Origin of the sequence: Flavobacterium sp. YO12 (genome assembly GCF_004119495.1) — a bacterium.
GTDB lineage: Bacteria > Bacteroidota > Bacteroidia > Flavobacteriales > Flavobacteriaceae > Flavobacterium.
The window spans coordinates 17,467-44,353 of record NZ_NRQU01000002.1; the positions used below are offsets into that span (position 1 = coordinate 17,467).

The following is a 26,887-nucleotide window of genomic DNA, read 5'->3' on the forward strand; positions in this document are numbered from 1 at the left end:
TTACTTATAATAATTCCTAAACCAAACCTTTTGCCATTCTCTTTTTAAGATTAAAAAAGAAACCTGTTCAGCTAGGATTACTAAATCTGAGCCGTCGAGTTTTTTGATTTCGTTTTCAGAAACATCGATGATGTAAAGCAGGTTCAGGTACTCAGCAAATTTGTACTGAATCATTCTGTAGATTTTTTCGTGAAGCTGAATTTTTAGTTCTTCGGGAGAAACACTTAACGGAAAATCGATTCCTTCGTTAGCCAAATTAAAATCTTTATTGATTTGCTCAATCAGGTTTAGATATAAAGATTCCTTTTGGGCCTCTTCAAATAATAAATCGCTATTTAATGGAGTAATATACATTTAAGTAGATTTATTTTTAGATTATTTATTTGCGAATGAAAAACTAAACTTTTCGATCCATTAAATTCTCGCCGAATGTTCTCAAAACATTTTTCTTTTCTGCACTGATTTCCATTTTTTCCAAAGTTTCAAAAGCTTTAAGAGTATACATTTCAATAGTTTCTTGTGTTGCTTTTGAAGCGCCGGATTCGTTAAAAATAGCTTTCGCTTTTTCAATTTTCTCTGAATTATCCTCTAATTGAATGCTGAATAATTTTTGTAATTCATCCCCTTTTTCAGGTGTCGAGAATTCTAATGCTTTTATATATAAGTATGTCTTTTTGTTCTCAATAATGTCACCGCCAACTTGTTTTCCGAAAGTTTCTGGATCTCCAAAAGCATCTAAATAATCGTCTTGAAGTTGAAAAGCTAAACCTAAATTTAGTCCAAAATCATAAATTAAATCGGCTTCTTTTTCTGAAGTTTTGGCAACAATTGCTCCCATTTTCATTGCTGCAGCTACAAGAACAGCAGTTTTGTATTCGATCATTTTTAAGTATTCTGGAATGGTAACGTTGTTTCTTTCTTCAAAATCAACATCCCATTGCTGTCCTTCGCATACTTCGAGAGCAGTTTTGCTGAAAAGTTTGGCTAAGTCTCTAAAAACAGTTGGTTCATATTGTTCAAAATACTGATAAGCTAAAATAAGCATTGCATCGCCCGAAAGAATTCCTGTATTCAAATTCCATTTTTCATGAACTGTTATTTGTCCTCTTCTCAAAGGTGCGTCATCCATGATGTCATCATGAACCAGCGAAAAATTATGAAAAACTTCAACCGCCATTGCAGCCGGAAGTGCCGTTTTATAAGTTGTGTCAAAAACTTCAGAAGCCATTAAAGTCAACACTGGGCGTATGCGTTTCCCGCCAAGTCCTAAAATGTATTCGATAGGTTCATAAAGATTCCCGGGTTCTTTGTGTATGTCTTGTTTTTTTAAGTAATCAATAAAAAAATCCTGGTATTGACTTATATCGTGCATGAAATTCTAATTTATGAGCCTCAAAGATACAATTCATTAATGAATTATTTTGACCTTAAAATTTCAAAAGAGAGTTTCCTTCTAAAATTGTTTGGAAAGGCATTAATTCTGAATAAGTTAAAATTATTTTAAAAAAACACGGAAACTTTTTTGGTGTTTAGAGTTTCCTGTTTATATTTGCACCGTTAATTTGGAAACTTGAAACACTGTAAAAGTTTCCGAAAGAGGTTTGAGGAAGCTATAAACTCAATAAAATCAAATATTTATGAAGACAACATGGACTTTAGATTCGACACAATCAGATGTTTTAATAAAAATGAGACATTCGATAATTGCTTATTTAGGAGGGACAACGAATAAATTTGGCGGTTATGTGAATATCGAAGACAATGAAATTGAAGATGCGTCAGTTGAATTTTCACTGGATATAAATAACAAAAATGAAAGCTTTCAGCAAATAGATACTTATTTACAGCTTCAAGATTTTTTTGATGTAGATGAGCATCCTATCATCAGTTTTAAATCGACTTCATTTCAAAAAGTGAATAATAATATTAACTTTTTTAAAGGCGACTTAACGATAAAAGATGTGACTAAAGTTGTAGAACTTGATGCAGAATTTATTGGCGTTAATACTTATAATGGAGAGCGAAAAGTTGCTTTTGAAATTAAAGGAGATATTAGACGTCAGGATTTTGGACTTGACTATAATTCATTTAATCATAACGGAGGTTTAGCACTAGGCAAAGATATTAAGCTTATTGCAAACTTAGAATTTAGTATATAAATCTTACAGAAAGTATAATTTAATGTAAAATTATTACAAATATAATGGAAACTATTTTTTAGATTTTAGTTTCCTAAGTATATTTGTGATGCAAGTCGGGAAATTAAAATGAAAGAGAAAATTATTTCGAAAGCCAGTGAACTTTTTTTGAAGCTTGGTTTTAAGAGCGTTACGATGGATGATATTGCGGGTGAAATGTGTATTTCGAAAAAAACGATTTACAAGTATTTCTGTAATAAAGAAGTTTTGATTGAAGAGAGTACTTCGACGGTTCATAAACAAGTGCATGGAATAATTGACACTATTGTGGCGAAGAACTTCAACGCGATTCAAGAGAATTTTGAAATTAGAGAGATGTTTCGTGATATGTTTAAAAACAATACAGATACATCACCAATCTATCAGTTAAAGAAACATTACCCAGAAATTTATCAAAATGTATTGTCGTACGAAATCGACCAATGTACACAGTATTTTAGAGAAAATATCGAAAAAGGAATCCGAGAAGGATTATATCGCCCCGATTTAAATATTGACATTTATGTGAAGTTTTATTACACTTTAATTTTTCATATAAACGAAACAACAGTCTCTGAAAGAGAAGCGCAGGAAATAGAATTGGAAGCTTTGGAATATCATACCAGAGCAATGGCAACAGAAAAAGGAATAGCTGAGTTAGAAAAACAACTCGAAAAAGTTAGAGCATAATCATCAATCTATATAAACATGATTTTTAAATCATCAATCCAAAACAAATTTTAACTTCATATGAAACGAATAGTTCTTATATTTTTGTGTACAATTGGCTTATCGGTCAATGCGCAAGTAACAACTTTAACCTTGAAAGACGCACTTAATTATGCGCTTCAAAATAAAGCCGATGCTAAAAAAGCAAAATTACAGGTTGAAAATAGTGAGTACAAGATTCAGGAAATACGTTCAAGAGCATTACCTCAAATTTCTGCAAACGGAAATTTAACTCATAATCCAATAATTCAAACAACGGTTATTGATGGAGCAGGATTTGGTCAGCCGGGAACTACAATTCAAGCGGCATTTGGTCAAAAATGGACATCAACTGCGGGAGTTTCTTTGACTCAGGCAATTTTTGATCAATCTGTTTTTACAGGATTAAGAGCGGCAAAATCTACTCGCGAATTTTATCAAATAAACGATCAGTTAACAGAAGAACAGGTAATTGAAAGAGTGGCAAACAACTATTATGCTGTATATGTACAAAAAGAAAGATTGGTTTTGTTAGACAGTAACTATGTTAATACTACTAAGGTTCGTGATATTGTAAAAGGGCAGTTTGATAATGGCTTGGCTAAGAAAATTGACTTGGATCGTATTGTTGTAAAAATGTCAAACATCGATACAGAGCGCCAGCAGATTAAAAATCAAATTACATTACAGGAAAATGCTTTGAAGTTTTATATGGGTATGCCTATTGAAACGGTAATCGATATGCCTAAAGAAGAATTTGAAGTGGTGCCTGCATCATTAACTGAGCTACCAAATATTGAAAATAGAACAGAGTACTTGCTTTTGAAAAAACAAGAAGAACTTTTAGTATTCAATAAAAAAGCGGTTGAGGCGGGATATTATCCAACACTTTCGCTGACTGCTGGTTACAATTATATTGGTCAAGGACCTAATATGCCTTGGTTTGCAAAACCTTCAAATGGCGTGTATTGGTCAGATTTCTCTGCAATTGGATTGAATTTGCATGTGCCGATTTTTACGGGTTTTGGAACTCGTGCAAAAGTAAGACAGGCTGATGTAGAAATCAGAACGCTTCAAGAGGATATTAAAGACACTAAACTTTCGCTTGATTTAGATTATAGAAATGCAATGGCTCAAATTGACAACAACCTTGTAACGATCCAAAACCAAAAAGAAAATATGCGTTTAGCGACTGAGATTTTAAGCAATACAAAAAATAATTATCTTCAAGGATTAGCATCATTAACTGATTTGCTGGATGCTGAGAATGCATCTCTTGAAGCTCAAAATAATTTTACAAGAGCAGTTTTAAATTATAAAATTGCCGAAATATCTTTAATCAAATCAAAAGGCGAACTTAAATCTCTTATTAAATAACTAATTACAATGAAGAAAACTATTATAACAATCGTAATCATAATCGCAGCACTGGGGGCGATTGGGTATGTCTTAAATAATAATAAGAAAGAAAATAAAGAAAAAACAGATATTGTTGCAGAAAAAAATGCAGCAGTTTCAGTAAAAGTTTCACCGGTAAAAACAGAAGAAGTTTCATTAGATTTTGTTGCAAACGGAAACTTTCAACCTATTCAAGAATTAACATTCTCAGCTGAGAAATCTGGAAAAGTAATCAGTGTTTTGGCTAAAGAAGGTGATTATGTACGTGTAGGTCAAACGTTGTTAACCATGAGAGGTGATGTAATCAATGTAAGTGCACAACAAGCACAAGCAGCATATCAAAATGCAAAATCTGATTACAGCCGATACGAAAATGCTTTTAAAACAGGCGGTGTTACTAAACAACAATTAGATCAGGCAAAATTAGCTTTAACAAATGCTGAGTCTAATCTTAAACAAGCAAATATCAATGTTGGTGATACTAAAGTAAAAGCACCAATTAATGGTTTTATCAATAAAAAATACATTGAGCCGGGATCTATCTTAACAGGCATGCCTGCAACTGCATTGTTTGATATTGTAAATGTTTCTAAACTAAAACTTATTGTTACTGTAAACGAAAATCAAGTAACAAGTTTAAAATTAGGAGATCATGTTAATATTACTGCAAGTGTATATCCTGATAAAACTTTTTCTGGAAAAATTACTTTCATTGCTGCAAAAGCTGATGAGTCTTTAAACTTTCCTGTTGAAATCGAAATTACAAACAACACCAACAACGACCTAAAAGCGGGTATGTACGGAACTGCAAACTTTGCATCAAAACAACAAAAACAAAGCATGATGGTTGTACCTAGAAACGCGTTTGTTGGAAGTGTAAGCAGCAACGAAATTTTTGTAGCTGAAAATGGTATTGCAAAACTAAGAAAAGTAACTGCAGGTAGAATTTTGGGTGATAAAGTTGAGGTTATCAATGGTTTATCTGATGGAGAAAAAGTAATCGTTACAGGACAGATTAACTTACAAGACGGAAATACAGTAGAAATTATTAAATAATTATTGGCTTTAAGCCGTAAGCTATAAGCTTTAAGCCCTTTAAAAGCCTGAAGCCTATAGCGTACAGCCTACAGCATAAAGCAACAAATATGAAATTAGCCGAAATATCCATAAAACGTCCGTCGTTAGTAATTGTATTGTTTACGATTCTAACACTTGGTGGATTGTTCAGTTACAGCCAGCTAGGCTACGAGCTGATCCCAAAGTTTGAACAAAACGTTATTACCATTTCTACCGTTTATCCTGGAGCTTCTCCAAGTGAGGTTGAAAATACTGTGACCAAGAAAATTGAGGACGCGATCGCATCCTTAGAAAATGTCAAGAAAATTGACTCTAAATCGTACGAAAGTTTATCCATCGTATCGATTACATTAACATCAAACGCAAAAGTCGATTTCTCTTTGAACGATGCACAGCGAAAAATTAATGCGATCATCAGTGATTTACCAGATGATGTTAAAACGCCGGCATTGACCAAATTCTCGCTGAGTGATTTACCAATTATGACGCTTGGTGCTAACGGAAAAATGGATGAAGCTGCGTTTTATGACTTAATTGATAAAAAAATTGCGCCTATTTTATCTCGTGTACAAGGAGTTGCTCAGGTAAATATTATTGGTGGATCAGAGCGTGAAATTCAAGTAAATCTTGATGCAGTAAAAATGCAAGGTTACAACTTGTCAGTTCCACAGGTACAACAAAATATCTTAACGTCAAACTTAGATTTCCCAACAGGAAATATCCAAACTCGTAATCAAAAAATATTAATTCGTTTAGCGGGTAAATATAAAAGTGTTGAAGAATTAAGAAACTTAGTAGTTTCTTCTCAAAACGGAATACAAGTTCGTTTAAGTGACATTGCTGATGTTCAGGATACGCAAAAAATTGCGGAGAAAATATCACGTGTAGATCAAAAAAGCGCGATCGTTTTACAAATCGTAAAACAATCTGATGCAAATGCCGTTGCGGTAAGTGAGCATTTATTAAAAACAATTGCAACTCTTGAAAAAGATTATAAAGAAAATCAACTAAAATTAGAAGTTGCAAAAGACAGTACAGTATTTACACTTGAAGCAGCAGATTCTGTAGTACACGATTTATTGATTGCGGTAGTACTTGTTGCCTTTGTAATGTTGTTCTTCCTGCATAGTATTAGAAACTCATTGATTGTAATGGTATCTATTCCTGCATCGTTAATTGCTACATTTATTGGTATTTATTTAATGGGATATACCTTAAACTTAATGAGTTTATTAGGATTGTCTCTAGTTGTTGGTATTCTGGTCGATGATGCGATTGTGGTATTAGAAAATATCTACAGGCACATGGAAATGGGTAAGAGCAGAATTCGTGCGTCTTATGATGGAACTGCAGAAATTGGTGGTACAGTAACTTCGATTACTTTAGTAATTGTCGTGGTATTCTTGCCAATCGCAATGAGTTCTGGTTTAGTATCTAATATTATTACACAATTTTGTGTTACCGTAATTATCTCAACGATGTTGTCATTGTTGGCTTCATTTACAATTATTCCTTGGTTGTCATCTCGTTTCGGGAAATTAGAGCATATTGAAGGGAAGAATTTATTTGGAAGAATCATTCTTGGTTTCGAAAGTTATTTAACACGATTTACAGACTGGGTTTCTCATTTGTTAACATGGTGTTTAGATCATTATATTAAAACGTTTGCAGTTGTAATTGTGCTTTTCTTAGTTTCAACAGTTGGATTAATGGGCGGAGGTTTCATTGGAGGAGAGTTCTTTGCATCATCTGATAGTGGAGAGTTCTTAGTTCAAATCGAAATGCCAAAAGACGCTTCGTTAGAACAAACCAACTTCATGACTCAAAGAGCAGAAGCATTCCTTAAAAATGAAGAATATGTTCACAGTCAAATTACAACAGTAGGACAAACTTCAGAAGGTTTTGGAGCATCGCAAGCTACAGCTTACAAAGCAGAGATTGACGTAAAAATGATCGATCAAAAAGATCGTAAAGATGATGCCTCAGTTTATGCGGCAAAAATTAAACGTAAGCTTGAAAAAGTATTAGTTGGAGCAAAAGTAAAAACGGTTCCCGTAGGTATTTTAGGAACTGCTGAAGATGCAACATTAGGATTAATTGTAACAGGTCCGTCAACAGAAAGCGCGATGGCATTTGCAAAATTAGCAGAAGCTGAATTACGTAAAATTCCTGGAACAACAGAGATTAAATTGACTGTTGAGGACGGAAACCCTGAAATTAACGTAAAAGTAGACCGTGATAAAATGGCTGCTTTAGGCTTAACACTTCAAACAGTTGGTTTAACGATGCAAACTGCTTTTAGCGGAAATACAGATGGTAAATACAGAGCTGGTGAATACGAATACGATATCAACATTAGATATAACGCATTCGACAGAAAAAGTATTACTGATGTAAGTAACTTGATTTTCATAAACAATGCTGGACAGCAAATTAAATTGTCTCAGTTTGCAGATATTACAGAAGGTTCAGGACCTAGCCAGTTAGAGCGTAGAGACAAATCGGCATCTGTAACTGTAAAAGGACAAAACGTTGGAGTTCCTTCAGGAACAATTGTTGGAATATGGCAGGAAAAATTAGATAAGCTGAAAAAACCTGTTGGAGTAAACTATATTTGGGGTGGTGATATGGAGAACCAATCTGAAGGATTTGGTACTTTAGGAATCGCATTATTAGCTGCAATTATCTTAGTTTACCTTGTAATGGTGAGTTTGTATGATAGTTTTGTGCACCCATTCGTAGTATTGTTTGCAATTCCGCTTTCGTTTATTGGAGCGATGCTTGCCTTGGCATTAACAAACAACTCATTGAATATCTTTACCATTTTAGGGATCATCATGTTGATTGGTCTGGTGTGTAAGAATGCGATTATGCTTGTCGATTATACCAATCAGCGTAGAGCAGCTGGAGAATCGATCAGAACAGCGTTGATTCAAGCAAACCACGCTCGTTTACGTCCGATTTTGATGACGACAATTGCGATGGTATTTGGTATGTTTCCAATTGCATTAGCATCTGGAGCTGGAGCTGAGTGGAAAAACGGTTTGGCTTGGGTAATTATCGGAGGATTAATTTCTTCTTTATTCCTAACCTTGATCGTAGTTCCAGTAATTTATAATATCATGGAGAAAATTATTCATAAATTCTCTAAAGGAGAAAAAATCGATTACGAAGCTGAAATGTTTGCAGATTATGTGCCGACAGAATTAAGTGAAGACGGTTTTAATCCGAAACACACCCATTAATTGTTGATTTAATTTAGATTGAAAAAATCCCAAATTCTGAAAGGAGTTTGGGATTTTTTATTAAAGAGATGGTAGTTAATAATGAATATTAAAAGTGCCTTTTAGTTCTGTTGAAGTTTCTTTATTCGCGGCTAATAATATCCCAGAGAAACGACCTTCTAATTTTTTTTCACTATTGTTGATTAAAGTATTTGATGTAAAATTAAATTCTTTTTTATCTTGGGAATCATAGTGATGATCTTCCTTTTTACTGTTTATGTATAGGAATTTGTGAATTGCATCTGATCCAGTTTTTCCTTTATTAAGAGAAATAAATATTCTCTCATTACTATTTTCAATATTGCCAATATTGCCAATAATTGTTAATTCAGTGTATTCATTTATAGAGCCTTTGTCGTACACATATTCAATAATTTCAGGCTCAAAAGCGGTAATTTTTCCATTAATCTCGACTATTAATCCTTCAGGAATTTTGTCATTGGTATCTTCGCTATTTGAACAGGAATTCAATAAAAAAATTAAAAAAAGATTTAAAATTATTGCAGTTGCTTTTCTCACGATTTTTGCTTGTTAAAATTAAACAGCAAATATATACGAAAAATCTTAATTTTATTTCAAATACACATAATGATTAAAATAATCAATAATCGCTTTACCCTCAAGTAAAACATCAGCGCCAATAATACCGTGAACGGGTTTTGCTTTGTACGATTCTAACGCTTCATTTACGTGTGAAAGATCAAAAATTACAATGCTGAAATCTTTCTTTTTCCAGCTTCCTAATTGCAAATGATTGTGTGCCGAAATTTGTGTTGCCATTCCGGTTCCACCCGCGCCAGAAGCTTTTGTTTTAGATTTTTTTGCAGCCAGTTCAAAACGTTCAATGCTTTCAAAACCAATACAAGTATTTGATGCGCCAGTATCTAAAATGAAATTTCCAGATATACCGTTAATCTTCGCTTTTATAGAAAGGTGCTGTGTTTTGGTAACTTTGAATTTTATTTTTTTGTATTTCTCTTTTTTGAGAACCTCGTGAAGATTTTCCATTTTCGATACTGATTGAAAACCAAAAATAAGCCAATTACAATCAAAAAGCTAATCACATAATAGATATAATTTCCAGATTTTTCTTCTCCCGAAATAAAACCGTAATACACAAAAGAACTCCAATAATAAGGCGATTTCTTTGCATTCGGAATCGATTTGTCATTTAAATATTCCCGTTTTGCATTTGTATTCGCTTTAAAATACGAAACATTATTTTTGACGTTTTTGTAAAAATCAGCCATAAAAACCGAAGTCGTAAAATCATTCACCTTCCATAAAGAAAACATTAAATTTTGTGCGCCGGCAAACTGAAAACCTCTTGCAACACTCATAGCGCCTTCGGCTTTATACAACTTTCCAATTCCAGTTTCGCACGCACTCAAAACTACTAAATCAGGATTAATATGCAGATTATACAATTCTGAATATAAAATTTCCTGATCGTAAAACTTGATGCTTGCCGGAGTTTCAATATCACCCGAAGAAGCGTGCGTGCTCAAATGTAAAATCGAATAATTTGAAGCATTATTTTTGAAATTGTTAAATGTAGCATCAGCGTTTTCTAAATATTTTCCCTTAAAATTATTTCGAATCGACGCCAATTCTTTCTTCGAATAACGCAATTCAAAAGGTGATTTTTCGAAAACTGGAAAAACACCTAAAACCGTTTTATCTGATTTTAAGACAGGTTTTGAATTCAAATAAATATTAGCCGATGTGTTATAAGCAATTTTGAAATCATTCAGTAAATAATGCATTTTGGCAAAATTTGTTGTGTTTGATTCCTGTGTAATTAGAGCTTCGAACGGAAGAAAATTTAAAATGCCGTCTGGAACTATTATCAGGTTTTGATAAACGGAATTATTTGGCAGTTTTAAAATATCGAATACCTGTTTACCACATTTGTTATAGCCGGAAATGTCATTTGTAATAGCGTTTGCATCATTAAAATAATCTACAAATTGTACAATTTTAGGAATTGATGTATGTGTGGTATTAAGGTGATTTAAGCTAATGGAGTTGTTTTGTAAAGTAAAGAAATATTGATTTTCAAATCCCATAAAATAATAAACCATTACCGCTTGATCTTTTTCTAATTTTGAAAATAATCCTTTTAAATCACATTTTTCAGGAACATAATCAGCACTTTTGAACTGTACTTTTTTCAACGAAATCACTAATTCGTTTTGCTTTTTTATAAAATTATTTATTCTTGAAATATTAGCCGAATTTCCTTTTTGCTGTTCTTTTAAAATAGCATTGTTAAGATTTTGAAGTTCTTGTAAAAGCTGTTTTTCTTCCGTCGAAGCATTTTTAAAATTGGATCGATAACGCTGCAAAATACCCGATTTTGTTCTTTCAGAAAGTTGAAAAGCTTCTTCTAGATATTGCATTTTACTCTCTTTTTTAAACAGTTCATCATAAATCGAAATGCATTTTTCGATACGATTTCGAGATCGCAGCTGCATTAAAATTTTTGAGTTTTCGTATACCAGACTATTCATCAATAAATCTTCGATGTAAAAAGAAAGTTCAAAAGCTTGCAGCACTTTTTTAGGCTGTTTAAATTTCAATAATTCAGCCTGTAAATCGAGTGCGTCCGCTAAAACCGTTTCCGCATATAATTGATTTTGGTTAGGCAGAATGTTTTTTGAATTGTAATTCGGAATTAAAGTTTTAAAAATCCTTGTAATTTCGTTTGAGCTTTCGTCATATTTTCGTTCATCAAAAAGCAATAAAGCCTTTTCATAATATAGTTTTGCTAATTTTCTAGGCTGCTGATTTGGGGTTTCTAAAAACAGTTTTTCAGCCTTTTGCATATAAGAATCCGCAAGATCAAATCGCTGCCATTGCCTGTTCATCGAAGCCAGATTGCGATAAGAATTCGATAAAGTTTCAGATTGACCTTTCTCCTTTTCAAGATATTTTATTGAAGCTTCAAAAGTTTTTTCAGCCTTTTTAAGAATTTCAGGGCGCATTAAATTCTCTGTAGAACTTAGTAAATAATTATTCCCCAGATTATTCCACAAAATTCCTTTTTGCAAATTAGATAAGTTCTCTCCTTTTAGAGTGTTTTCTAAAAGTTCAATTGCCATAGAAATTTTGCCAGAACCTTGATACACATTTGATAAATTCAAAATAGCGGCAAATTTTTGTTTTTGCGCGTCAGGATAAACTTTAGATGTATTTGCAATGAAATAATATTGTTTTATGGTATTCTCAGCACTATCGTAATCGCCCAAAACAGTATATAAATTTCCCAAAGGTTTCAGGCAGAATTCAATTATATCGTAATTGCCAAGTTTGTGTTTTTGAAAAACCTGCCATGCTTTTTCATAACTCGAAACCGCATTTTGCGTCAGCCCAAACAAATTTTCATAATATCCTTTATTGCAGTTTAGAACCACAATTGCCAGTAATTCGTCTTTCGTTTTTGGATTAGGATTTTTCCAAAAAGCAGTTTCAATAGTAGATAAATCTTGTATTGCTTTTACAGAGGGATGAGCCGTAAAACTATCAACAGCATTGTATATTTTATCTTCCTGATTCTGTCCAAAAACAGTCAGATTTATAAAAAGAAAGAGTAAACCATATAAGCGATACAAGTTCATATTGTAAATAGCGTTGATAAAGATTAGTCTGTTTAAGCGAAGTCGAAGACCTTATTAGTTGTAAAGCCTTCGATTTCGCTCAGGGTGACATTTGTATTAATAAGACAATGCAGGCAAGATGAGTTTACATTACTTATATGGTGAGAAAAAATTAAAACTTCCAAATTCCATAAACTTGAAAATAATTAAAATTCTGTTCAAAATTAATTACATAACGTGCGCCTAAGCTTGGCCCAATTCTGGCAAACCCCGCCGTTAAATCAAACAATAGCCCAGTATTAAAACCTGAAAAAGAGTTTTTAACCGTATTCGTTGTTGTTTTCGTATCTATTAAAATCAGTTCCTTTTCGCCTTCAAAAGTTTCTACTTTTACATTTTGATGTTGTTCTGACGAAACATTTATATTAGCCTGAATTCCTGCGCCAATACCAATATAATTATTGATGTTGTAGCGAATTAAAACAGGAACTTCCCAATTGATATTTTTGTTTTCGGTTGTAGTAGTTGTACGCTGCAATTGTCGTACTCCGTTTGCATTGACACGAGTTTCATTTACAATATCGACTGCGCTGTTGTATTGGTTTAAAGCATTTACCCATTCAACCTGCCAGTAAAAGCGATACGACTTAAAAGGCGAAATTGTTGCGCCCACAAAATAACTAGTCGATTTATCTAAATCAGGATAAAAATTATAACCCGCTTTTGCACCAATCGAAATTCCAGGCAGGAATCGAGTAGTAGCGTAGTTAGTGATAATAGGTTCGTTTTTATCAAAAACAATCGAAGTTCTGCTTTTGGTTTTTACTTTATGAAAATCTTCGCCAAATTTCATAGAGTACTTTACAAAACCTTTTGTACTGTCTTTTTCCTTTACATTTTTTTGTTCCGTTCCCGGCAGATAAATATTCTTAAACGTAAAAATAATTTGTTTCTGTTTAATAATCGTATCAAGGCAGCTTACCGTTGGTTCTTCACCTTTTGGACAAATAGGACATTCTGGATACATACTTTCAATCTGGAATGTTTTCTTGTCGAACATATCAGGAATATCAGTTTCTAAACGAATTTTTCTTGCAGGACCTTCGCCATTATTTTGAAAACGAGTTTTAAAATTTACCCTTTTAAAACGCACCAATCTGTAATTCATAAAACTCCCGTTAGATCCCATTTTGTTTGGATCGTGAGAGGTTACAATTTCCATTTCAAGATTCTTAATCTTATGATTTTTATAACTTCGATTCGGAACAAAAATACCACGCATTGTAACTGTTGCGCTAGTATCTTTTATCATTTCGGGAGTGGTTTTAAAAGTATAAAAAACATTTCGGGTTTCACCCGGATCAGCATTATCAAATTCTAAAACCGAAACATTGTGATACGTTTTATGAGCGTCTAAAAGCGAAGCATCAAGATCTTCTTCGGTTGTAGTATTTCGGTATTTTTTAAAATTCAAATTACTTTCGGCAGCAGCCGTAAAATTATTAGAATCATCAAGATCATCGACGGCAGCGACTAAGTTTTCTTTTATTTCACGTTCGCCAGCATAAGTTCTAAAATCACTCAATTCAAAATTATTATGCTTAAACTGTTTCTCGTTATAAAAAAGATACAGTTTACCGCTTGAAACATAATTTTCTAGATTTTGGTAACTTACCACAACTACCATTTCCTGTTCTGGAATTGGATCACAGTTTTTTAAAATTGCAAAACCATTTTGATCAGCGATAGAAGCAATATCTTTAAAATTGTTATCCGTAACATCATTTACAGCCACTTTTTTCGGGCGCGTTGCCGGAGGTTTTCCATTATCATAATTATTCGTTACTGCAAGTCTTGTGGTATATGTTCCCTTCTTTTTGTAAACATGTTTAGGCTCAGCTTCTTTACTGTAGTGACCATCGCCCAGTTCCCATAAATATGAATAACTTGGTTTTGGCGCACCGGCAATAGGAATTAGCGGCGGCGTTTCGGGCTTAAAAGTAACTGTATTTCCATTTTGGATAAAACCAATAGAAGCTCTTCGGGTTATGGTGTCTTTTACTTTGGTTTGCCCAATCGCGAAAACGGTAAATAAAATAAAGAAAACAGACGTTATTGGTTTCATAACTAGAGAGTTTTTAGTTTTAAAATCGTGAGGGTAAATTTTGAAACAAGATTAAATGTAAAAAAAAGTGATGAGCAAATCACCACTTTCTCTTAAAAAAAGTAATCGTAAGTTACTGGATTGCATTGATCGCCGCTACCAGCTGCGCCTCTGTGCCCACTGTTGTTTCGGCAAGAGTAAAAGTATAAACATCGTTTGCAGCAACTGTTACGCCTTTAATAGCGTATCGCCATTGCCCATTATTTTCAGTTGCAAAAATCACGTGGCATTTTAAACCAATCGGGATTTGACCATAATGCTCGCTGAATAATCCTGCAGAAGTATAGGTGTCTAATTTTGCAAGAGCATTTGTTCCTTCACCATCGTACGATAAATAAACAGCACTATTTTCATTAGTATAACCTTCAGGAGCTTTTACCAAAAGTGTTGTTTTAGGTCTTGGATCATTGTAAAAACGGTCAACATTTGTCCATCCAAATTTTCCAAAAGTTACATAATAATTCGCACCTTCGCCTTGCACGCCGCCTTTACCGCCAGTTCCGTCAGCATTTGGTTTTGGTTGTTCCCAAGCCAGTTCTCCGCGCTCATCGATTACGCCGTTCCATAAAGTCATAGCATTATCCAAACCGTTTGTTAAAGCCGTTGGAACAATTAAATTCATGTAGCAGGAAGTTTTTAATTCAACACCGCCTTGAGTAGCTTTAATAAAGAATTCCCCGCCCGAAATCAAAAGATTTTTCTTCCCGTCAGGCATAACTCCCATAGTCGGTTTATTAGAAATCAGCATATTTCCTTTATCAAAAAGTTCGACGTATTCAATATCAACCTGTCCTGTTACAGGATTTCCGTTTTTAGTTAAACAATCTCCGTTTAAAGTTAATTTCACCCCTTTTGCAGAAGTCAAAGTTACCACGCCGGTTCCTGCAGTAATAGTAAAATTTTGAGTATTTTTTTTAAGACCTTTTTCACTGATGCTTTTAAATGCAGCAGCTGTTGGCGGCAAAATAATATTTTGGTCATCGCCATCGCTGGTGTCGCAGCTTACAAAAGAAATTAGTAAAAGGAATAAAAGCCCGATTGTTTTAAAATTTGTGTTCATGATTTCTGGTTTTAATGATTATTATATTGATAGATGTTCGAGGTTAGAATTTTGTTACCCCTGATTTTTAATTTTTTTTATTTATGCCGAAAGACATTTGTCTTCAAATAGATTTCCGTCTTCATCAACCGCGACTAAAATGTTTTTCTTCCGCGAAAGCGTTACGATTAAATAAATCCAGACAAGAGACCAAAGTCCGAAAGTGAGACAGGTAAGAAATAAATGCAAAGTATGTTTGACCACTTTTTTCTCTCTCGATAAAACCACATAAGGCAGTTTTTCGTTATGTTCTATAATCACAAAACCATTTCGGGTTTTAGCAGAAATCATTTCGTGAAATTGATTCAAAGTTTTTTCAGAAGTAAATTGATACATTTCCATTTTTTCTTAAATTTTTATCCTTTAAAAAGATATTTGTTCTCTTATATCAACTACGCTAATCAATTGTTACCCTTTTATTTGAAATTCTTTTTTAACTTTATCTGATAAAAAGTTTTTTATGGATAAAAGCAAAGTACATCCGGATCAAAAGTATATTGAAGGACTTGCCTCAAACGATTCGGCAGTAATTCAGACCATCTACAAAAAGTTTGTTCCTAAAGTTGTTATGTTTATAATGAATAATTCTGGCGATCGGGATCAGGCTCAAGATGTGGTTCAGGACGTGTTGATTTTGCTTTTTAATCAGGCCAAAGCCAATGCACTGCAGTTAACCTGTCCGTTTGACGCTTATTTCTTTTTATTGTGCAAAAGAAAATGGCTGAATGAGCTGAAAAAAACATCCAATAAAGGGGTAACAATTAATGAAGATGCGGTATCTATCAATGAATCTGCTTTAGAATTAATTGGGCAAACCGAGGATTTTGACGAGAAACAACAGCTTTTTGATACCATGTTCCAGAAATTGGGAGATAAGTGTCAAGAATTATTAAAGCTCAGTTTTACGATCAAATCAATGGAGGAAGTGGCCGAAAAACTAAACGTAACTTACGGATATGTTCGTAAAAAAAAATCGTTATGCGTGGGTCAGTTAACGCAATGGATTCAGGAAGTAAAAAACTTTAAATCTTTAAAAAATAAGTAGTCATGAACGAAGAGCGTTATATATTATTTGATCAATATCTTCAAGGCGAATTAACGATTGAAGCTAAAAATGATTTTGAAAAACAATTGTTGTCAGATTCAGAATTTGCATCAGAATTTGAGACTTTCAAAAATACACAGCTTCAACTGGCAAATAAGTTTGAATTTGAACAGGAGCGAGAAGCTTTTAAAGAAAATCTGACCAATATTTCAAACAAACACTTCAATAAAAAAACAAAAGTTATAGGTTTAAAACCGTGGTATTTTGCTGTTGCAGCTTCTATTGCTGTTCTTTTTGGGTTGTTCTTTTTTAATTACAGCCAAAACCCAACTTTTGCAGATTATAATAATCCTGAACAAGCTTTTTTTACGGAAAGAGGAACAGTTGATGCTGCTTTAAAAGAAGCCGAAATGGAGTATAATGCAAAAAGATACAACAAAGCAATTCCGCTTTTTGAAACCGTTCTTCAAAAACAGAAAACAGCAGAATTACAATTTTTCTATGGCGTTTCACTTTTAGAAGAAAGTCATTATGTAAAAGCTGAAACGGTTTTTAATGAACTAAAATTGGGAGCTTCTGCTTATAAAGACAAAGCCGTTTGGTATCTCGCCTTATCCAAATTAAAACAAAAAGATTATAAAGGCTGTAAAGAAATTCTTCAGACTATTTCGCAGGATTATGAAGATTATGACGATGTTCAGGATTTATTGAATGATCTGGATTAAGCTGTAAACGAATAAAGAGAATAGAGATTCGCAAGGAAATAAATACTTTGCGAATCTTTTTTTATGCTTCTTTTTGATGTATTAGTGCTGTAAATGAGCTAATAATCAAAAATAAATGAATTTATAGCAGCAGTTTACGTAAAGACGTAATAGAAATTAGAAATTATGCTCTAATTTCGGTTTTCAATTTTATGCTATTAACCAACCCCAAAACTATTATTAATTTAACCATTGTTACTGAATGAAGAAAATTACTTTGTTTTTTCTTATTATTTTTTCACAAACCATTTTCAGTCAATCTAAAATTACAGAAACCGAAAAACTTGCAGCTGTTTGCAAAGTTTGGGGATTCTTAAAATATTATCATCCAAAAGCTGCTGGCGGAGAATTAAATTGGGATAACCAGCTTCTTGAAACTTTGCCAAAAATAGAAAAGGCTCAAACGAAAGAAGAGTTTTCGCTGGTGTTGGAAAACTGGATCGATAATCTTGGGGCGGTAAAAGAGGTTAAACCAATTGTTATACCAAAAGAAGTCGAGTTTTTTGATAAAAACTTCGATTTAAGCTGGTTCAATAATAAGTTGTTTTCTAAGAAACTTTCAAAAAAACTGAAATATATTGAAGACAACAGATTTCAAGTTAATGAAGAGTTTGGGCCTAGTTTTGATGGGTTTAAAAACTTGAAAAACTATTTCAAATTAGAGTATAATGATAAAAACAACAGGCTTTTAATGTTGTTTTCTTATTGGAATGTTGTCGAATATTATTTTCCATATAAGTATCTGATGGATCAGAAATGGGATACAACCTTAACCGAAGTATTACCTTTTGTTGTTCAGGCGAAAAACCCAGATGATTTTTATAAGGCATTACGAAAAGCAGCAGTTAATCTAGATGACAGCCATGTTGAATTTTTTATATATCCATCTTTAACAACAGGAAAAAAAGTGTCTTTTTATTTTCCTGCCGCAGGTAAGATTATCGATGAGAAATTAGTAATTACAGAGATTCTTGGAGACAGCCTAGCTGAAGCTGATAATATTAAAATAGGAACTGTAATTACTAAAATAAACGATAAGAGCATTAAAGAACTTCTTGAGGAAAAAAGAGAGGTTAAATGTGCTTCAAACGAAGTTTCTTATCGAAACAAAGTCGCAGGAGAAATTTTAAGAAGCGAATCTGAAAATGTTAAAGTAGAGTTTCTAAAAGATGGAAAATACGAAACAAAGTCTATGACATGGTTTAATTATCATGATTCGCATCGAAATGAGTTTAAAAAAGGAGCTCAGAAAAAGAAAGATAAATTCAAACTTCTAGAAAATAATATTGGTTATGTAAACATGGGAGTTATAAAACCAATACATATTCCAGATATGATTAACGGTTTAAAAGATACAAAAGCTATCGTTTTTGATATGAGAAATTATCCAAAAGGAACTTTTGAAGAAATTGCTAAATTTTTGAATCCTGAGGAAAAGGTCTTTTGCGTTTACACAATGCCATATCTAAATTATCCAGGACGTTATAATTGGACAAAAGGAAGAAATTGCGGCTCTGAAAATAAAGACAATTATAAAGGAAAAGTTATTGTACTGCTTAATGAAGATTCTATAAGTCAATCAGAATGGACAGCAATGTGTTTTCAAACTGCAGGAAATACAACAATTATAGGAAGTCAGACAGCAGGAGCAGATGGAAATGTTTTTGAATTTGATTTTTCAGGGTTTCATACCAATTTTTCGGGAATTGGAGTTTATTACCCAGATCGCAGAGAAACTCAAAGAATAGGAATTGTTCCTGACATCAAAATAGAGCCAACTATTAAAGGAATTCAAGAAGGAAAAGACGAGGTTTTAGATCGTGCTTTAGCTTTTATTGAAACGGGAAAATAAATAAAGTATGCCTTCCTGAGCGAAGTCGAAGACCATATAAGCAATTAGAAAAGAATTGGGGGTCTATTTTTTTTGCTGGACTTCGACTTCGCTCAGGGCGACAAGCTTTATTAACATATTTGTAAACCTTTGTAAAAGTTTAAAACTTTCGCAAAGGTTTTTTTTAAGTTAGTCTGTTTTTTCAGGAAAGTAAATCTGCCAAATCTGTATGCTGATTTTACACAATTGCTATTCTTTTAATATTGTCGTAATTTTGACAACTTTAAAAATATACAATTGAATTTGAAACCCATTATTACCGATACACACACACACTTATATTCTGAAGAATTTGATCAGGATCGTGACGCAATGATTCAAAGAGCTATCGATGCCGGAATTACTCGTTTTTTTATTCCCGCAATCGACGCCGCAGCGACACAGTCTATGTATGATTTAGAGCAAAATTATCCAGATAATATTTTCCTGATGATGGGTTTGCATCCAACGTATGTAAAAGATAACTATCTAGAAGAATTGGCGCATGTAGAAGCTGAATTGTCTAAACGAAAATTTTATGCCGTAGGCGAAATTGGAATCGATTTGTATTGGGATAAAACGCACTTAAAAGAGCAGCAAATTGCTTTTAAAAGACAAATTCAACTGGCAAAACAATACAAATTACCAATCGTAATTCATTGCCGTGAAGCCTTTGATGAAATTTTTGAAGTTTTGGAAGAAGAAAAAGCAGCAGATTTATTCGGTATTTTTCATTGTTTCTCTGGAACTTTAGAGCAGGCACATCAGGCAATATCTTATAATATGAAGTTAGGAATTGGAGGAGTTGTTACTTTTAAGAACGGAAAAATTGATCAGTTTTTAAATAAAATCGATTTAAAACATATTGTTTTAGAAACAGATTCACCTTATTTAGCGCCAATTCCGTACAGAGGAAAAAGAAATGAGAGCAGTTATTTAGTAAATGTAATTGCTAAACTTGCCGATATATACGACGTTTCTGAAGAAGAAATTGCCAACATTACAACACAAAATTCAAAAGCCGTTTTTGGTATTTAACCCACACCTTACAATACTTTAATTTTTTTTTTGTTCATTTGCCCACTTAAACAGATAAATAATAATGCAGAGATTTGATGCCATTCGACCGTTCTATGATTCCGAAATAAATGAAGCACTTCATGGTGTAGTCAATCATCCGATGATGAAAGCTATGATGAATTTTACTTTTCCGGATGTGGAAGATGAGGTTTGGAAGGAACAGCTTAAGAAAACACATTCGATTCGTGATTTTCAATGCAACTTTATTTACAATACCATTCAAAAAGTTCTGGAAAGAAGTTCTGAAGGACTTACGACTTCGGGTTTTGAAAAATTAGAAAAAAATGAATCTTATTTGTTTGTCTCAAATCATAGAGATATTCTTTTAGATACAACATTGCTTAATGTTTGCTTATTTGAGCATGGTTTGGTTATGACCGCATCTGCAATTGGAGATAATTTAGTTAAAAAAGCATTTTTGTCAACCTTGGCAAAATTAAATAGAAACTTTTTGGTTTTAAGAGGTTTAACGCCTCGTGAAATGTTGCAAAGTTCTAAATTATTATCAGAATATATTGGGCACTTACTGCTTCGCGAAAACCGTTCAGTTTGGATCGCACAGCGAGAAGGACGTACCAAAGACGGAAACGATGAGACAAATCCAGGAGTTTTAAAAATGATAGGAATGGGTTCTGATGAAGCCAATTTGATGGATTATTTTAAGAAATTAAAAATTGTTCCCGTTTCTATTTCATACGAATATGACCCAACAGATGTTTTGAAAATGCCGCAATTAATGGCAGAAGCAAACAATGAAGTTTATATTAAAGAAAAAAATGAAGATTTCATGACCATTTTAAGCGGTATCATGGGAACTAAAAAGAGAATACATATTTCTGTAGGCGATGTTTTGGATACTGAAATTGATCAGATCGTTGCAGAAAATGACAATGCAAATAAGCAAATTCAAGCTTTGGCTCAAGTTATAGACGATTCAGTATTGAAAAACTATAAACTATGGCCGACTAATTTTATCGCTTACGATATTTTGAATAAAACCAATACATTTTCTCATTTATACAAAGACAGTGAAAAATCATTGTTTGAGCGTCGTTTAGAAATGCGTATTGGCAGCGATAATCCTGTTACTAGACAAGGTTTTCTTGCCATGTACGCCAATCCGGTTGTCAATAAATTAAAATATGGAGATGTCATCTAAGGCTAAAATACTTCTGATTTATACCGGCGGAACCATCGGTATGAGCAAAGACTTTGAAACAGGAGCGCTTAAAGCCTTTAACTTTGGAAAGTTATTGCAAAAGATTCCTGAAATCAAACAATTAGATTGTGAAATCGAAACGGTTTCTTTTGAAAATCCGATAGATTCCTCTAATATGAATCCTGCTGAATGGACAAAAATTGCAGAAATCATAGAAGAAAATTATGCTTCTTATGACGGATTTGTGGTTCTTCACGGTTCAGATACCATGTCATATTCAGCCTCGGCATTGAGTTTTATGCTCGAGAATTTAGCAAAACCAGTTGTATTTACTGGTTCTCAATTGCCAATTGGAGATTTGAGAACGGATGCTAAAGAAAACCTGATTACGGCAATTCAAATCGCCTCGCTTCTAGAAAACGGAAAACCTGTTATTACAGAAGTGTGCCTATATTTTGAATATAAATTATACAGAGGAAATCGCACCTCAAAAGTAAATGCAGAACATTTTAGAGCTTTTACAGCACCAAATTACCCTGAATTGGTAGAGTCTGGAGTACATTTAAAATTAAACTCACATTTATTTCTTCCTGTAAATAAAAATGCAGATTTGATTGTTCACAAGAACTTAGACAATCATGTAGCGATCATAAAAATGTTTCCTGGAATGAGCGAAACTGTTTTGGCTTCGATCTTAGCAACTCCAGGTTTACGCGGAATTGTACTCGAAACTTACGGCTCAGGAAATGCTCCAACCGAAGATTGGTTTTTAAATTTAATTGAAAAAGCGATTACATCTGGAATGCACATTGTAAATGTAACACAATGTTCTGGCGGAAGTGTAAATATGGGACAGTACGAAACGAGTACAGCTTTAAAATCGCTTGGAGTTATTTCGGGAAAAGATATTACAACAGAAGCTGCAATAACAAAACTAATGTATTTGTTAGGTCATAATATTCCTCAAAACGAATTTAAAAATATCTTCGAAACGGCATTGCGAGGGGAAATTTCTTAAATTAAAATACCATATTTAAAATCCCAAATTCTAAAAATTAAAAGTTAGAATTTGGGATTTTTTTATTGCCTTTTCTTAATTAGTTTGTCATTTCGAGGAACGAGAAATCACACTCGTGAATCGACAAAGATTGGTTCTTTCGCATGAGGAATTCCTAGTGTGATTTCTCGTTCCTCGAAATGACAATTTTGTGGTTACTTTGTCTTCAACGGATTAAAATCCGTTGCTGCAAAATGAATCATTCCTTCGGAATTTCATTAAAAGTTCCATAGGAACAAAATGTATTGTAGGGATGGATTTTAATCCATCTTTGCGGTTAGAATTGCCAATTTTGTCATTTCGACGTAAGGAGAAATCTTTGTAAGTAACTCCGCAACGAAAATCTAATCTTTGTCGAGCTTCTTGTGGAGATTTCTCGTTCCTCGAAATGACAAGATTGTCTAAAATTGGAATTTAAAATTTGGAATTTCGATAATCAACAGGACAAGTTTCTAAATCTTCAGAAGGTTTATGTTTTTTGTAATACACATAAACAATTACAGAAAGAATACTGATTATACCCTGAATGGCAACCGTATTTCGAGTTCCGATAATGTGCGAAACATACCCAATTATCAAACTTCCAACAGGAATCATTCCCTGATAAGCCATTAAATAATAACTGATACTTCTCGAACGCATATTAACGACACTTTGCGTTTGAATGTAAATGTTTATAGATGAGGTTTGTGCCATCATACCTACGCCGCTCAATGCCATACAAATTAAGGCGATAGTTAAACTATTTGAGTAAGCGAGTATGATAATACTGAAACCTAATAATAAGCTCGCAGCGATCATTATTTTGCTCATATTGTCTGATTTTTTCAAATTAGCGAGATAAATTGCTGATATGATGGAGCCAATTCCGGCAGCACTTTCAAACCAACTGAAAGTTTGTGCATTACCGCTAAAAATATCTTTAGCAAAAACCGGCATCAAAGTATTAAAAGAAATTACAAATAAACTGCTGCAGGTTAACATTAAAAGCATTTTTGCCATTTCAGCTTCTTTTTTGATATAATCAAAACCTTCAATAAAATCTTCGAGCATTTTAAATTTATCAACTGCTTTAATATGCGGCGTGATTTTCATCATCAATAAAGATATTAAAACAGGAATATAGCTTAGAAAATTTCCAATAAAACAAATATCCTCACCATAATTATGCAGTATAATTCCAGCTAAAGCAGGTCCCGCAATTCGGGCAAAATTATTTAAGGTGGAGTTTAAGGCAACAGCATTGGGCAGATCTTCTTTGTTGTCGACAATATCAATCATCATAGTTTGTCTGCAAGTCATATCAAAAGCATTGATAATTCCTTGAAAAAGACTTAATGCCAAAATAAAATTGATGTTGTAAATTTTTAAGTAAATCAACAAAGCCAGAGCTCCAGCTTGAAGCATTGCTAAAGACTGCAATAAAATCATGGCTTTATGTCTGTCGTATCTGCCAATAATACTTCCTGCCAAAGGCGCTAAAAACAAAGACGGAATCATGCTTAAAAAAGTGGCCAAACCCAACAAAAATACAGATCCGGTAATGCTGTAAACCATCCAGCTTACTGCTGTTTTTTGAAGCCAAGTCCCAATAACAGAAACGGATTGTCCGTAAAAGAATAACTTGAAGTTTCTTGATTTTAACGCTTTAAACATAACCTGAAATATTTTTTTACAAAGTTCGGGATTATGATTTCATTAGAAAAATTAATAATTTTACTCATTATGAGTAGTAAAACTTATCAATATGGAAATTTATCAACTCGAATATTTTATTAAAACGGCTGAGGTGTTGCATTTTACAAAAGCCGCTGAGTTGTGTTTTGTAACACAATCCGGGCTTTCGCAGCAAATAAAAAAGCTGGAAGAGGAACTGGGAATGCCTTTATTTAAAAGGATTGGAAAAAAAGTACAGCTTACAGAAGCCGGTTCTGTTTTTTTAATTCATGCTAGAAAAGTGGTCGAAAATGTCGAAAACGGAAAACAGGCAATTGAAGATTTAAACGAAATGATTGGCGGTGAACTCCGATTAGGGGTAACATATATTTTTGGACTTTTGATTTTACCTGTTATAAATGCTTTTGCAAAAACGTACCAAAATTTGAAAATTGTAGTTGAATACGGTACAACAGAAGCTTTAGAACAAAAGTTGATCACGAACGAATTAGATTTGGTTTTGGTTATTTCATCGCATGAGATCGAACTTCCAATTCAGAAAGTGCCATTGTTTACTTCAAATATGGTTATGGCGGTTTCTAAGTCACATTCTTTAGCTTCTTTAGATAAAATACCGTTTAAGAAAATTGAAGATGTCCCGCTTATTTTACCCGGAAAAGGATCTAATTCAAGAGAATATGTCGAAGTGTTGTTTAAAAAATACAATATGAAGCCGAAAATCTCGATAGAATTAAATTCAATTCATGCTTTATTGCAAATGGTAGAGAATAGTGATTGGGCGACAATTGTAGCCGAAAAAGCACTAAAAGGCTGGGATAATCTAAGAGCTATTCAGATTACAGGAGTTGTGACCAAGCGAGAATCGTATATGTTAACCATTGGAGGTTACCAGAAAAAAGCAGTAAAATTATTTATGGAAGAGTTTAGAAAAAGCATTTAAACTAATCTTGAGTTTTACTTTTGAAACTCGATTTTTTTTGTGTTCTTTGCAGACCAAAATAGAAAGGTGTCCGAGTGGTTTAAGGAGCTAGCCTGGAAAGCTAGTATATGGGTAACTGTATCGAGGGTTCGAATCCCTTCCTTTCTGCAGAATTAGAAAACCCTTGTGAAAGAATTTCACAAGGGTTTATTTTTTTGATAGAACCTAAAGTTTAATCTCAAACAAACTAAAAGAACCTTCTTTATAATGTTCTGGTAATTCGCTTGTCCATTCGATAGTGCTTATTCCTTTGTAGGTGAAACCGCAGCTGGTGTAATATTTATTTATCCTTTCGTTGCCGCTGTGTGTATCAAGTCTAATGTATTCTTTACCATTTTCTTTGGCATATTCCTTAGTCCAATCAATGATTTTTTTAACGTACAATTGCCCTCTAAACTTTGGGTTTGTAGCAATACGATGCAAATAAACTGCAGGATCTGCACTGGCTTCTTTCCAGATAATTAAATCATCAAAAGTAAGTACAAATGTACAAGCAACTTCGTCTCCTTCTTTGATTATAAAATGACGATTTTCGGCAATTTCTTTTTCTATTAATGTTCTTTCAAAACCTCTCCAGCTTTTATTATTTACTGTTTTCTGGTAAGATGTAGCTTCATTGTAAATATCGAAAACAGCATCGATATCTTTATTTGTAGTTTTAAAAAATTCCATTATTGGGCTTTGTTCTGTAAATTTATGAATCTTCAAAGGTAGATCTTTCAATTGCTTCAAGGATTCGAAATCTTTAATTTATGCTTTTTTTATCAGAGTTGAGCCAAACTACATTTTGCTCTGAGTTATGATCTTGACCAATAATATCTTTGTACAATTCTGGTCTTCTAGCTTTTATGTAACGATTTCCTCCTGCATGAATGCATTTTTCTGGAGTAAGCACCGCCGTTGCAAAAGAATCGTCAAAAGTGCGGCATTCTGCCAAAATATCTCCAAAAGGGTCTATAATCATCGAACAGCCGTTTTTTAGTTGGTCATCATCCATGCCAATTGGGTTTGAAAATACAGCATAAATAGCATTGTCATAAGCTCTTGCAGGCAGCCATTTCATTAACCAATCTCGGCCTTTCATTCCGGCAAATTCTAAACGTAAAGAGGTTGGGTCAGCTTCGCGGTTTTTCCAAAGCTGCGGCGCTACAAAACCAGCGCCAGGTCGGGTAGAAGGAGTACACATCGTTACATGAGGCATAAAGATAATATCAGCGCCCAAAAGTTTTGTGGCGCGTACGTTTTCGATAATATTATTGTCGTAACAAATTAAAATACCACATTTCCAGCCTTCAATTTCAAAAAGACAATATTGATCTCCTGCAGTTAAATAAGGATTTATAAATGGATGCAATTTTCGGTATTTCGCGACTAAACCATTTTTATCTACGCAGACATAAGCTTTAAAGAGATCGTCGTTTTCGTCTTTTTCAAAGAGTCCCGCTAGAATTACAATGTTGTTGTTTTTGGCAATTTCAATTAATTTCAAAATGCTTTCTCCACTCGGAATCAGTTCTGCCAAGTCTAACATTTGTTCTTTTGATAAGCTTCTTGCAAATGTATATCCGGTTATAGAACATTCGTGAAACGAAATTACGTCACAGCCTTCGGCAGATGCCTTTTGAGAAAGTTTTTCGATTACAGATAAGTTGTAGTTTTTGTCGCCGCTTTTGTTTTCGAATTGTGCTGTGGCTATTTTTAGATTTTTCATATTGTGCACTATTAATTTTAGTCAAAAATAGCGACAGCA

General features: G+C 33.4%; 23 protein-coding genes and 1 tRNA gene. 13 read left to right on the forward strand and 11 right to left on the reverse strand.

Translation table 11 applies throughout. The features are described from left to right. Both BOW55_RS00730 and BOW55_RS00735 read right to left on the reverse strand, forming a co-directional pair. Entirely contained in the window at positions 1-354 is a 354-nt protein-coding gene (locus tag BOW55_RS00730; RefSeq protein WP_129022554.1) for a hypothetical protein, read from the reverse strand. A 43-nt stretch (positions 355-397) separates the two neighbouring features. After that, positions 398-1,372: a polyprenyl synthetase family protein gene (locus BOW55_RS00735; protein ID WP_129022555.1), complete on the reverse strand. Its 975-nt coding sequence runs from the start codon at positions 1,370-1,372 to the stop codon at positions 398-400. Between the two features lie 265 nt (positions 1,373-1,637). On the opposite strand from BOW55_RS00735, the gene BOW55_RS00740 reads away from it, so the two are divergent. From BOW55_RS00740 to BOW55_RS00760, 5 genes are all read left to right on the forward strand, one after another. Continuing rightward, positions 1,638-2,159 carry a YceI family protein gene (locus BOW55_RS00740; RefSeq protein ID WP_089053712.1) on the forward strand — a complete coding sequence of 174 codons (522 nt, stop codon included), beginning with the start codon at positions 1,638-1,640 and terminating at the stop codon, positions 2,157-2,159. A gap of 108 nt (positions 2,160-2,267) precedes the next feature. Continuing rightward, complete coding sequence (locus BOW55_RS00745) at positions 2,268-2,867, forward strand: TetR/AcrR family transcriptional regulator (protein WP_129022556.1); 600 nt, start codon at positions 2,268-2,270, stop codon at positions 2,865-2,867. A 60-nt stretch (positions 2,868-2,927) separates the two neighbouring features. After that, on the forward strand, positions 2,928-4,262 hold the full coding sequence (locus BOW55_RS00750; RefSeq protein WP_129022557.1) for a TolC family protein: 1,335 nt from the start codon (positions 2,928-2,930) through the stop codon (positions 4,260-4,262). Positions 4,263-4,271: 9 nt separating this feature from the next. Continuing rightward, the gene (locus tag BOW55_RS00755) at positions 4,272-5,339 is read left to right on the forward strand and encodes an efflux RND transporter periplasmic adaptor subunit (protein ID WP_089053715.1); all 1,068 of its coding nucleotides are present in this window, start codon (positions 4,272-4,274) and stop codon (positions 5,337-5,339) included. Between the two features lie 89 nt (positions 5,340-5,428). Further along, the gene (locus BOW55_RS00760; protein ID WP_129022558.1) at positions 5,429-8,605 is read left to right on the forward strand and encodes an efflux RND transporter permease subunit; all 3,177 of its coding nucleotides are present in this window, start codon (positions 5,429-5,431) and stop codon (positions 8,603-8,605) included. A gap of 75 nt (positions 8,606-8,680) precedes the next feature. Here the strand turns inward: BOW55_RS00760 and BOW55_RS00765 are convergent, their stop codons facing one another. The 6 genes from BOW55_RS00765 to BOW55_RS00790 form a co-directional block, all read right to left on the reverse strand. After that, positions 8,681-9,163, reverse strand: a complete 483-nt coding sequence (locus BOW55_RS00765) for a hypothetical protein (protein ID WP_129022559.1) — start codon at positions 9,161-9,163, stop codon at positions 8,681-8,683. Between the two features lie 51 nt (positions 9,164-9,214). After that, complete coding sequence (locus BOW55_RS00770) at positions 9,215-9,652, reverse strand: retropepsin-like aspartic protease (RefSeq protein ID WP_089059546.1); 438 nt, start codon at positions 9,650-9,652, stop codon at positions 9,215-9,217. Continuing rightward, on the reverse strand, positions 9,604-12,264 hold the full coding sequence (locus BOW55_RS00775) for a CHAT domain-containing protein (RefSeq protein WP_129022560.1): 2,661 nt from the start codon (positions 12,262-12,264) through the stop codon (positions 9,604-9,606). The genes BOW55_RS00770 and BOW55_RS00775 overlap by 49 nt, the downstream gene beginning before the upstream one ends. 151 nt (positions 12,265-12,415) lie before the next feature. Further along, complete coding sequence (locus BOW55_RS00780) at positions 12,416-14,368, reverse strand: PKD domain-containing protein (RefSeq protein WP_129022561.1); 1,953 nt, start codon at positions 14,366-14,368, stop codon at positions 12,416-12,418. Positions 14,369-14,480: 112 nt separating this feature from the next. Then, positions 14,481-15,467 (reverse strand): hypothetical protein, encoded by a 987-nt coding sequence (locus BOW55_RS00785; RefSeq protein WP_129022562.1) that lies wholly within the window; start codon positions 15,465-15,467, stop codon positions 14,481-14,483. Between the two features lie 81 nt (positions 15,468-15,548). After that, the gene (locus BOW55_RS00790; protein ID WP_129022563.1) at positions 15,549-15,848 is read right to left on the reverse strand and encodes a hypothetical protein; all 300 of its coding nucleotides are present in this window, start codon (positions 15,846-15,848) and stop codon (positions 15,549-15,551) included. Positions 15,849-15,966: 118 nt separating this feature from the next. Between BOW55_RS00790 and BOW55_RS00795 the strand changes: the two genes are divergently transcribed. The 6 genes from BOW55_RS00795 to BOW55_RS00820 all read left to right on the forward strand — a co-directional run bounded on the left by BOW55_RS00795 (position 15,967) and on the right by BOW55_RS00820 (position 22,442). Beyond that, positions 15,967-16,551, forward strand: coding sequence for an RNA polymerase sigma factor (locus tag BOW55_RS00795; protein WP_129022564.1), 585 nt, complete (start codon positions 15,967-15,969; stop codon positions 16,549-16,551). Between the two features lie 2 nt (positions 16,552-16,553). Beyond that, the gene (locus BOW55_RS00800; RefSeq protein WP_129022565.1) at positions 16,554-17,276 is read left to right on the forward strand and encodes a tol-pal system YbgF family protein; all 723 of its coding nucleotides are present in this window, start codon (positions 16,554-16,556) and stop codon (positions 17,274-17,276) included. A gap of 241 nt (positions 17,277-17,517) precedes the next feature. Beyond that, the gene (locus BOW55_RS00805) at positions 17,518-19,167 is read left to right on the forward strand and encodes a S41 family peptidase (RefSeq protein ID WP_129022566.1); all 1,650 of its coding nucleotides are present in this window, start codon (positions 17,518-17,520) and stop codon (positions 19,165-19,167) included. A gap of 276 nt (positions 19,168-19,443) precedes the next feature. Then, positions 19,444-20,223, forward strand: a complete 780-nt coding sequence (locus BOW55_RS00810; protein ID WP_129022567.1) for a TatD family hydrolase — start codon at positions 19,444-19,446, stop codon at positions 20,221-20,223. Between the two features lie 64 nt (positions 20,224-20,287). Beyond that, positions 20,288-21,424 carry a 1-acyl-sn-glycerol-3-phosphate acyltransferase gene (locus BOW55_RS00815; protein ID WP_129022568.1) on the forward strand — a complete coding sequence of 379 codons (1,137 nt, stop codon included), beginning with the start codon at positions 20,288-20,290 and terminating at the stop codon, positions 21,422-21,424. After that, a complete protein-coding gene (locus tag BOW55_RS00820) occupies positions 21,414-22,442 on the forward strand; it encodes an asparaginase (protein WP_129022569.1) in 1,029 nt (342 codons plus the stop codon). The genes BOW55_RS00815 and BOW55_RS00820 overlap by 11 nt, the downstream gene beginning before the upstream one ends. A 453-nt stretch (positions 22,443-22,895) precedes the next feature. Here the strand turns inward: BOW55_RS00820 and BOW55_RS00825 are convergent, their stop codons facing one another. Continuing rightward, entirely contained in the window at positions 22,896-24,137 is a 1,242-nt protein-coding gene (locus tag BOW55_RS00825) for an MFS transporter (protein ID WP_129022570.1), read from the reverse strand. A 91-nt stretch (positions 24,138-24,228) separates the two neighbouring features. Here BOW55_RS00825 and BOW55_RS00830 point away from each other — a divergent pair, with 91 nt between their 5' ends. Both BOW55_RS00830 and BOW55_RS00835 read left to right on the forward strand, forming a co-directional pair. Beyond that, on the forward strand, positions 24,229-25,098 hold the full coding sequence (locus BOW55_RS00830) for a LysR substrate-binding domain-containing protein (protein WP_129022571.1): 870 nt from the start codon (positions 24,229-24,231) through the stop codon (positions 25,096-25,098). Between the two features lie 60 nt (positions 25,099-25,158). Then, positions 25,159-25,245, forward strand: a tRNA-Ser gene (locus BOW55_RS00835). 57 nt (positions 25,246-25,302) lie between these two features. Here the strand turns inward: BOW55_RS00835 and BOW55_RS00840 are convergent. Further along, positions 25,303-25,809: a GNAT family N-acetyltransferase gene (locus tag BOW55_RS00840; protein WP_129022572.1), complete on the reverse strand. Its 507-nt coding sequence runs from the start codon at positions 25,807-25,809 to the stop codon at positions 25,303-25,305. Between the two features lie 73 nt (positions 25,810-25,882). After that, a complete protein-coding gene (locus tag BOW55_RS00845) occupies positions 25,883-26,848 on the reverse strand; it encodes a nitrilase family protein (protein WP_129022573.1) in 966 nt (321 codons plus the stop codon). Positions 26,849-26,887: the final 39 nt, after the last annotated feature.

What these genes read in the sequence shown, in the direction of transcription:
- BOW55_RS00760 (WP_129022558.1), top strand. Translation starts at nt 5,429, where the DNA reads ATGAAATTAGCCGAAATATCCATAAAACGTCCGTCGTTAGTAATTGTA.
- BOW55_RS00840 (WP_129022572.1), bottom strand. Translation starts at nt 25,809, where the DNA reads ATGGAATTTTTTAAAACTACAAATAAAGATATCGATGCTGTTTTCGAT.
- BOW55_RS00775 (WP_129022560.1), bottom strand. Translation starts at nt 12,264, where the DNA reads ATGAACTTGTATCGCTTATATGGTTTACTCTTTCTTTTTATAAATCTG.
- BOW55_RS00830 (WP_129022571.1), top strand. Translation starts at nt 24,229, where the DNA reads ATGGAAATTTATCAACTCGAATATTTTATTAAAACGGCTGAGGTGTTG.
- BOW55_RS00740 (WP_089053712.1), top strand. Translation starts at nt 1,638, where the DNA reads ATGAAGACAACATGGACTTTAGATTCGACACAATCAGATGTTTTAATA.
- BOW55_RS00795 (WP_129022564.1), top strand. Translation starts at nt 15,967, where the DNA reads ATGGATAAAAGCAAAGTACATCCGGATCAAAAGTATATTGAAGGACTT.
- BOW55_RS00735 (WP_129022555.1), bottom strand. Translation starts at nt 1,372, where the DNA reads ATGCACGATATAAGTCAATACCAGGATTTTTTTATTGATTACTTAAAA.
- BOW55_RS00730 (WP_129022554.1), bottom strand. Translation starts at nt 354, where the DNA reads ATGTATATTACTCCATTAAATAGCGATTTATTATTTGAAGAGGCCCAA.
- BOW55_RS00825 (WP_129022570.1), bottom strand. Translation starts at nt 24,137, where the DNA reads ATGTTTAAAGCGTTAAAATCAAGAAACTTCAAGTTATTCTTTTACGGA.
- BOW55_RS00800 (WP_129022565.1), top strand. Translation starts at nt 16,554, where the DNA reads ATGAACGAAGAGCGTTATATATTATTTGATCAATATCTTCAAGGCGAA.
- BOW55_RS00820 (WP_129022569.1), top strand. Translation starts at nt 21,414, where the DNA reads ATGTCATCTAAGGCTAAAATACTTCTGATTTATACCGGCGGAACCATC.
- BOW55_RS00750 (WP_129022557.1), top strand. Translation starts at nt 2,928, where the DNA reads ATGAAACGAATAGTTCTTATATTTTTGTGTACAATTGGCTTATCGGTC.
- BOW55_RS00770 (WP_089059546.1), bottom strand. Translation starts at nt 9,652, where the DNA reads ATGGAAAATCTTCACGAGGTTCTCAAAAAAGAGAAATACAAAAAAATA.
- BOW55_RS00790 (WP_129022563.1), bottom strand. Translation starts at nt 15,848, where the DNA reads ATGGAAATGTATCAATTTACTTCTGAAAAAACTTTGAATCAATTTCAC.
- BOW55_RS00845 (WP_129022573.1), bottom strand. Translation starts at nt 26,848, where the DNA reads ATGAAAAATCTAAAAATAGCCACAGCACAATTCGAAAACAAAAGCGGC.
- BOW55_RS00815 (WP_129022568.1), top strand. Translation starts at nt 20,288, where the DNA reads ATGCAGAGATTTGATGCCATTCGACCGTTCTATGATTCCGAAATAAAT.
- BOW55_RS00745 (WP_129022556.1), top strand. Translation starts at nt 2,268, where the DNA reads ATGAAAGAGAAAATTATTTCGAAAGCCAGTGAACTTTTTTTGAAGCTT.
- BOW55_RS00755 (WP_089053715.1), top strand. Translation starts at nt 4,272, where the DNA reads ATGAAGAAAACTATTATAACAATCGTAATCATAATCGCAGCACTGGGG.
- BOW55_RS00785 (WP_129022562.1), bottom strand. Translation starts at nt 15,467, where the DNA reads ATGAACACAAATTTTAAAACAATCGGGCTTTTATTCCTTTTACTAATT.
- BOW55_RS00805 (WP_129022566.1), top strand. Translation starts at nt 17,518, where the DNA reads ATGAAGAAAATTACTTTGTTTTTTCTTATTATTTTTTCACAAACCATT.
- BOW55_RS00780 (WP_129022561.1), bottom strand. Translation starts at nt 14,368, where the DNA reads ATGAAACCAATAACGTCTGTTTTCTTTATTTTATTTACCGTTTTCGCG.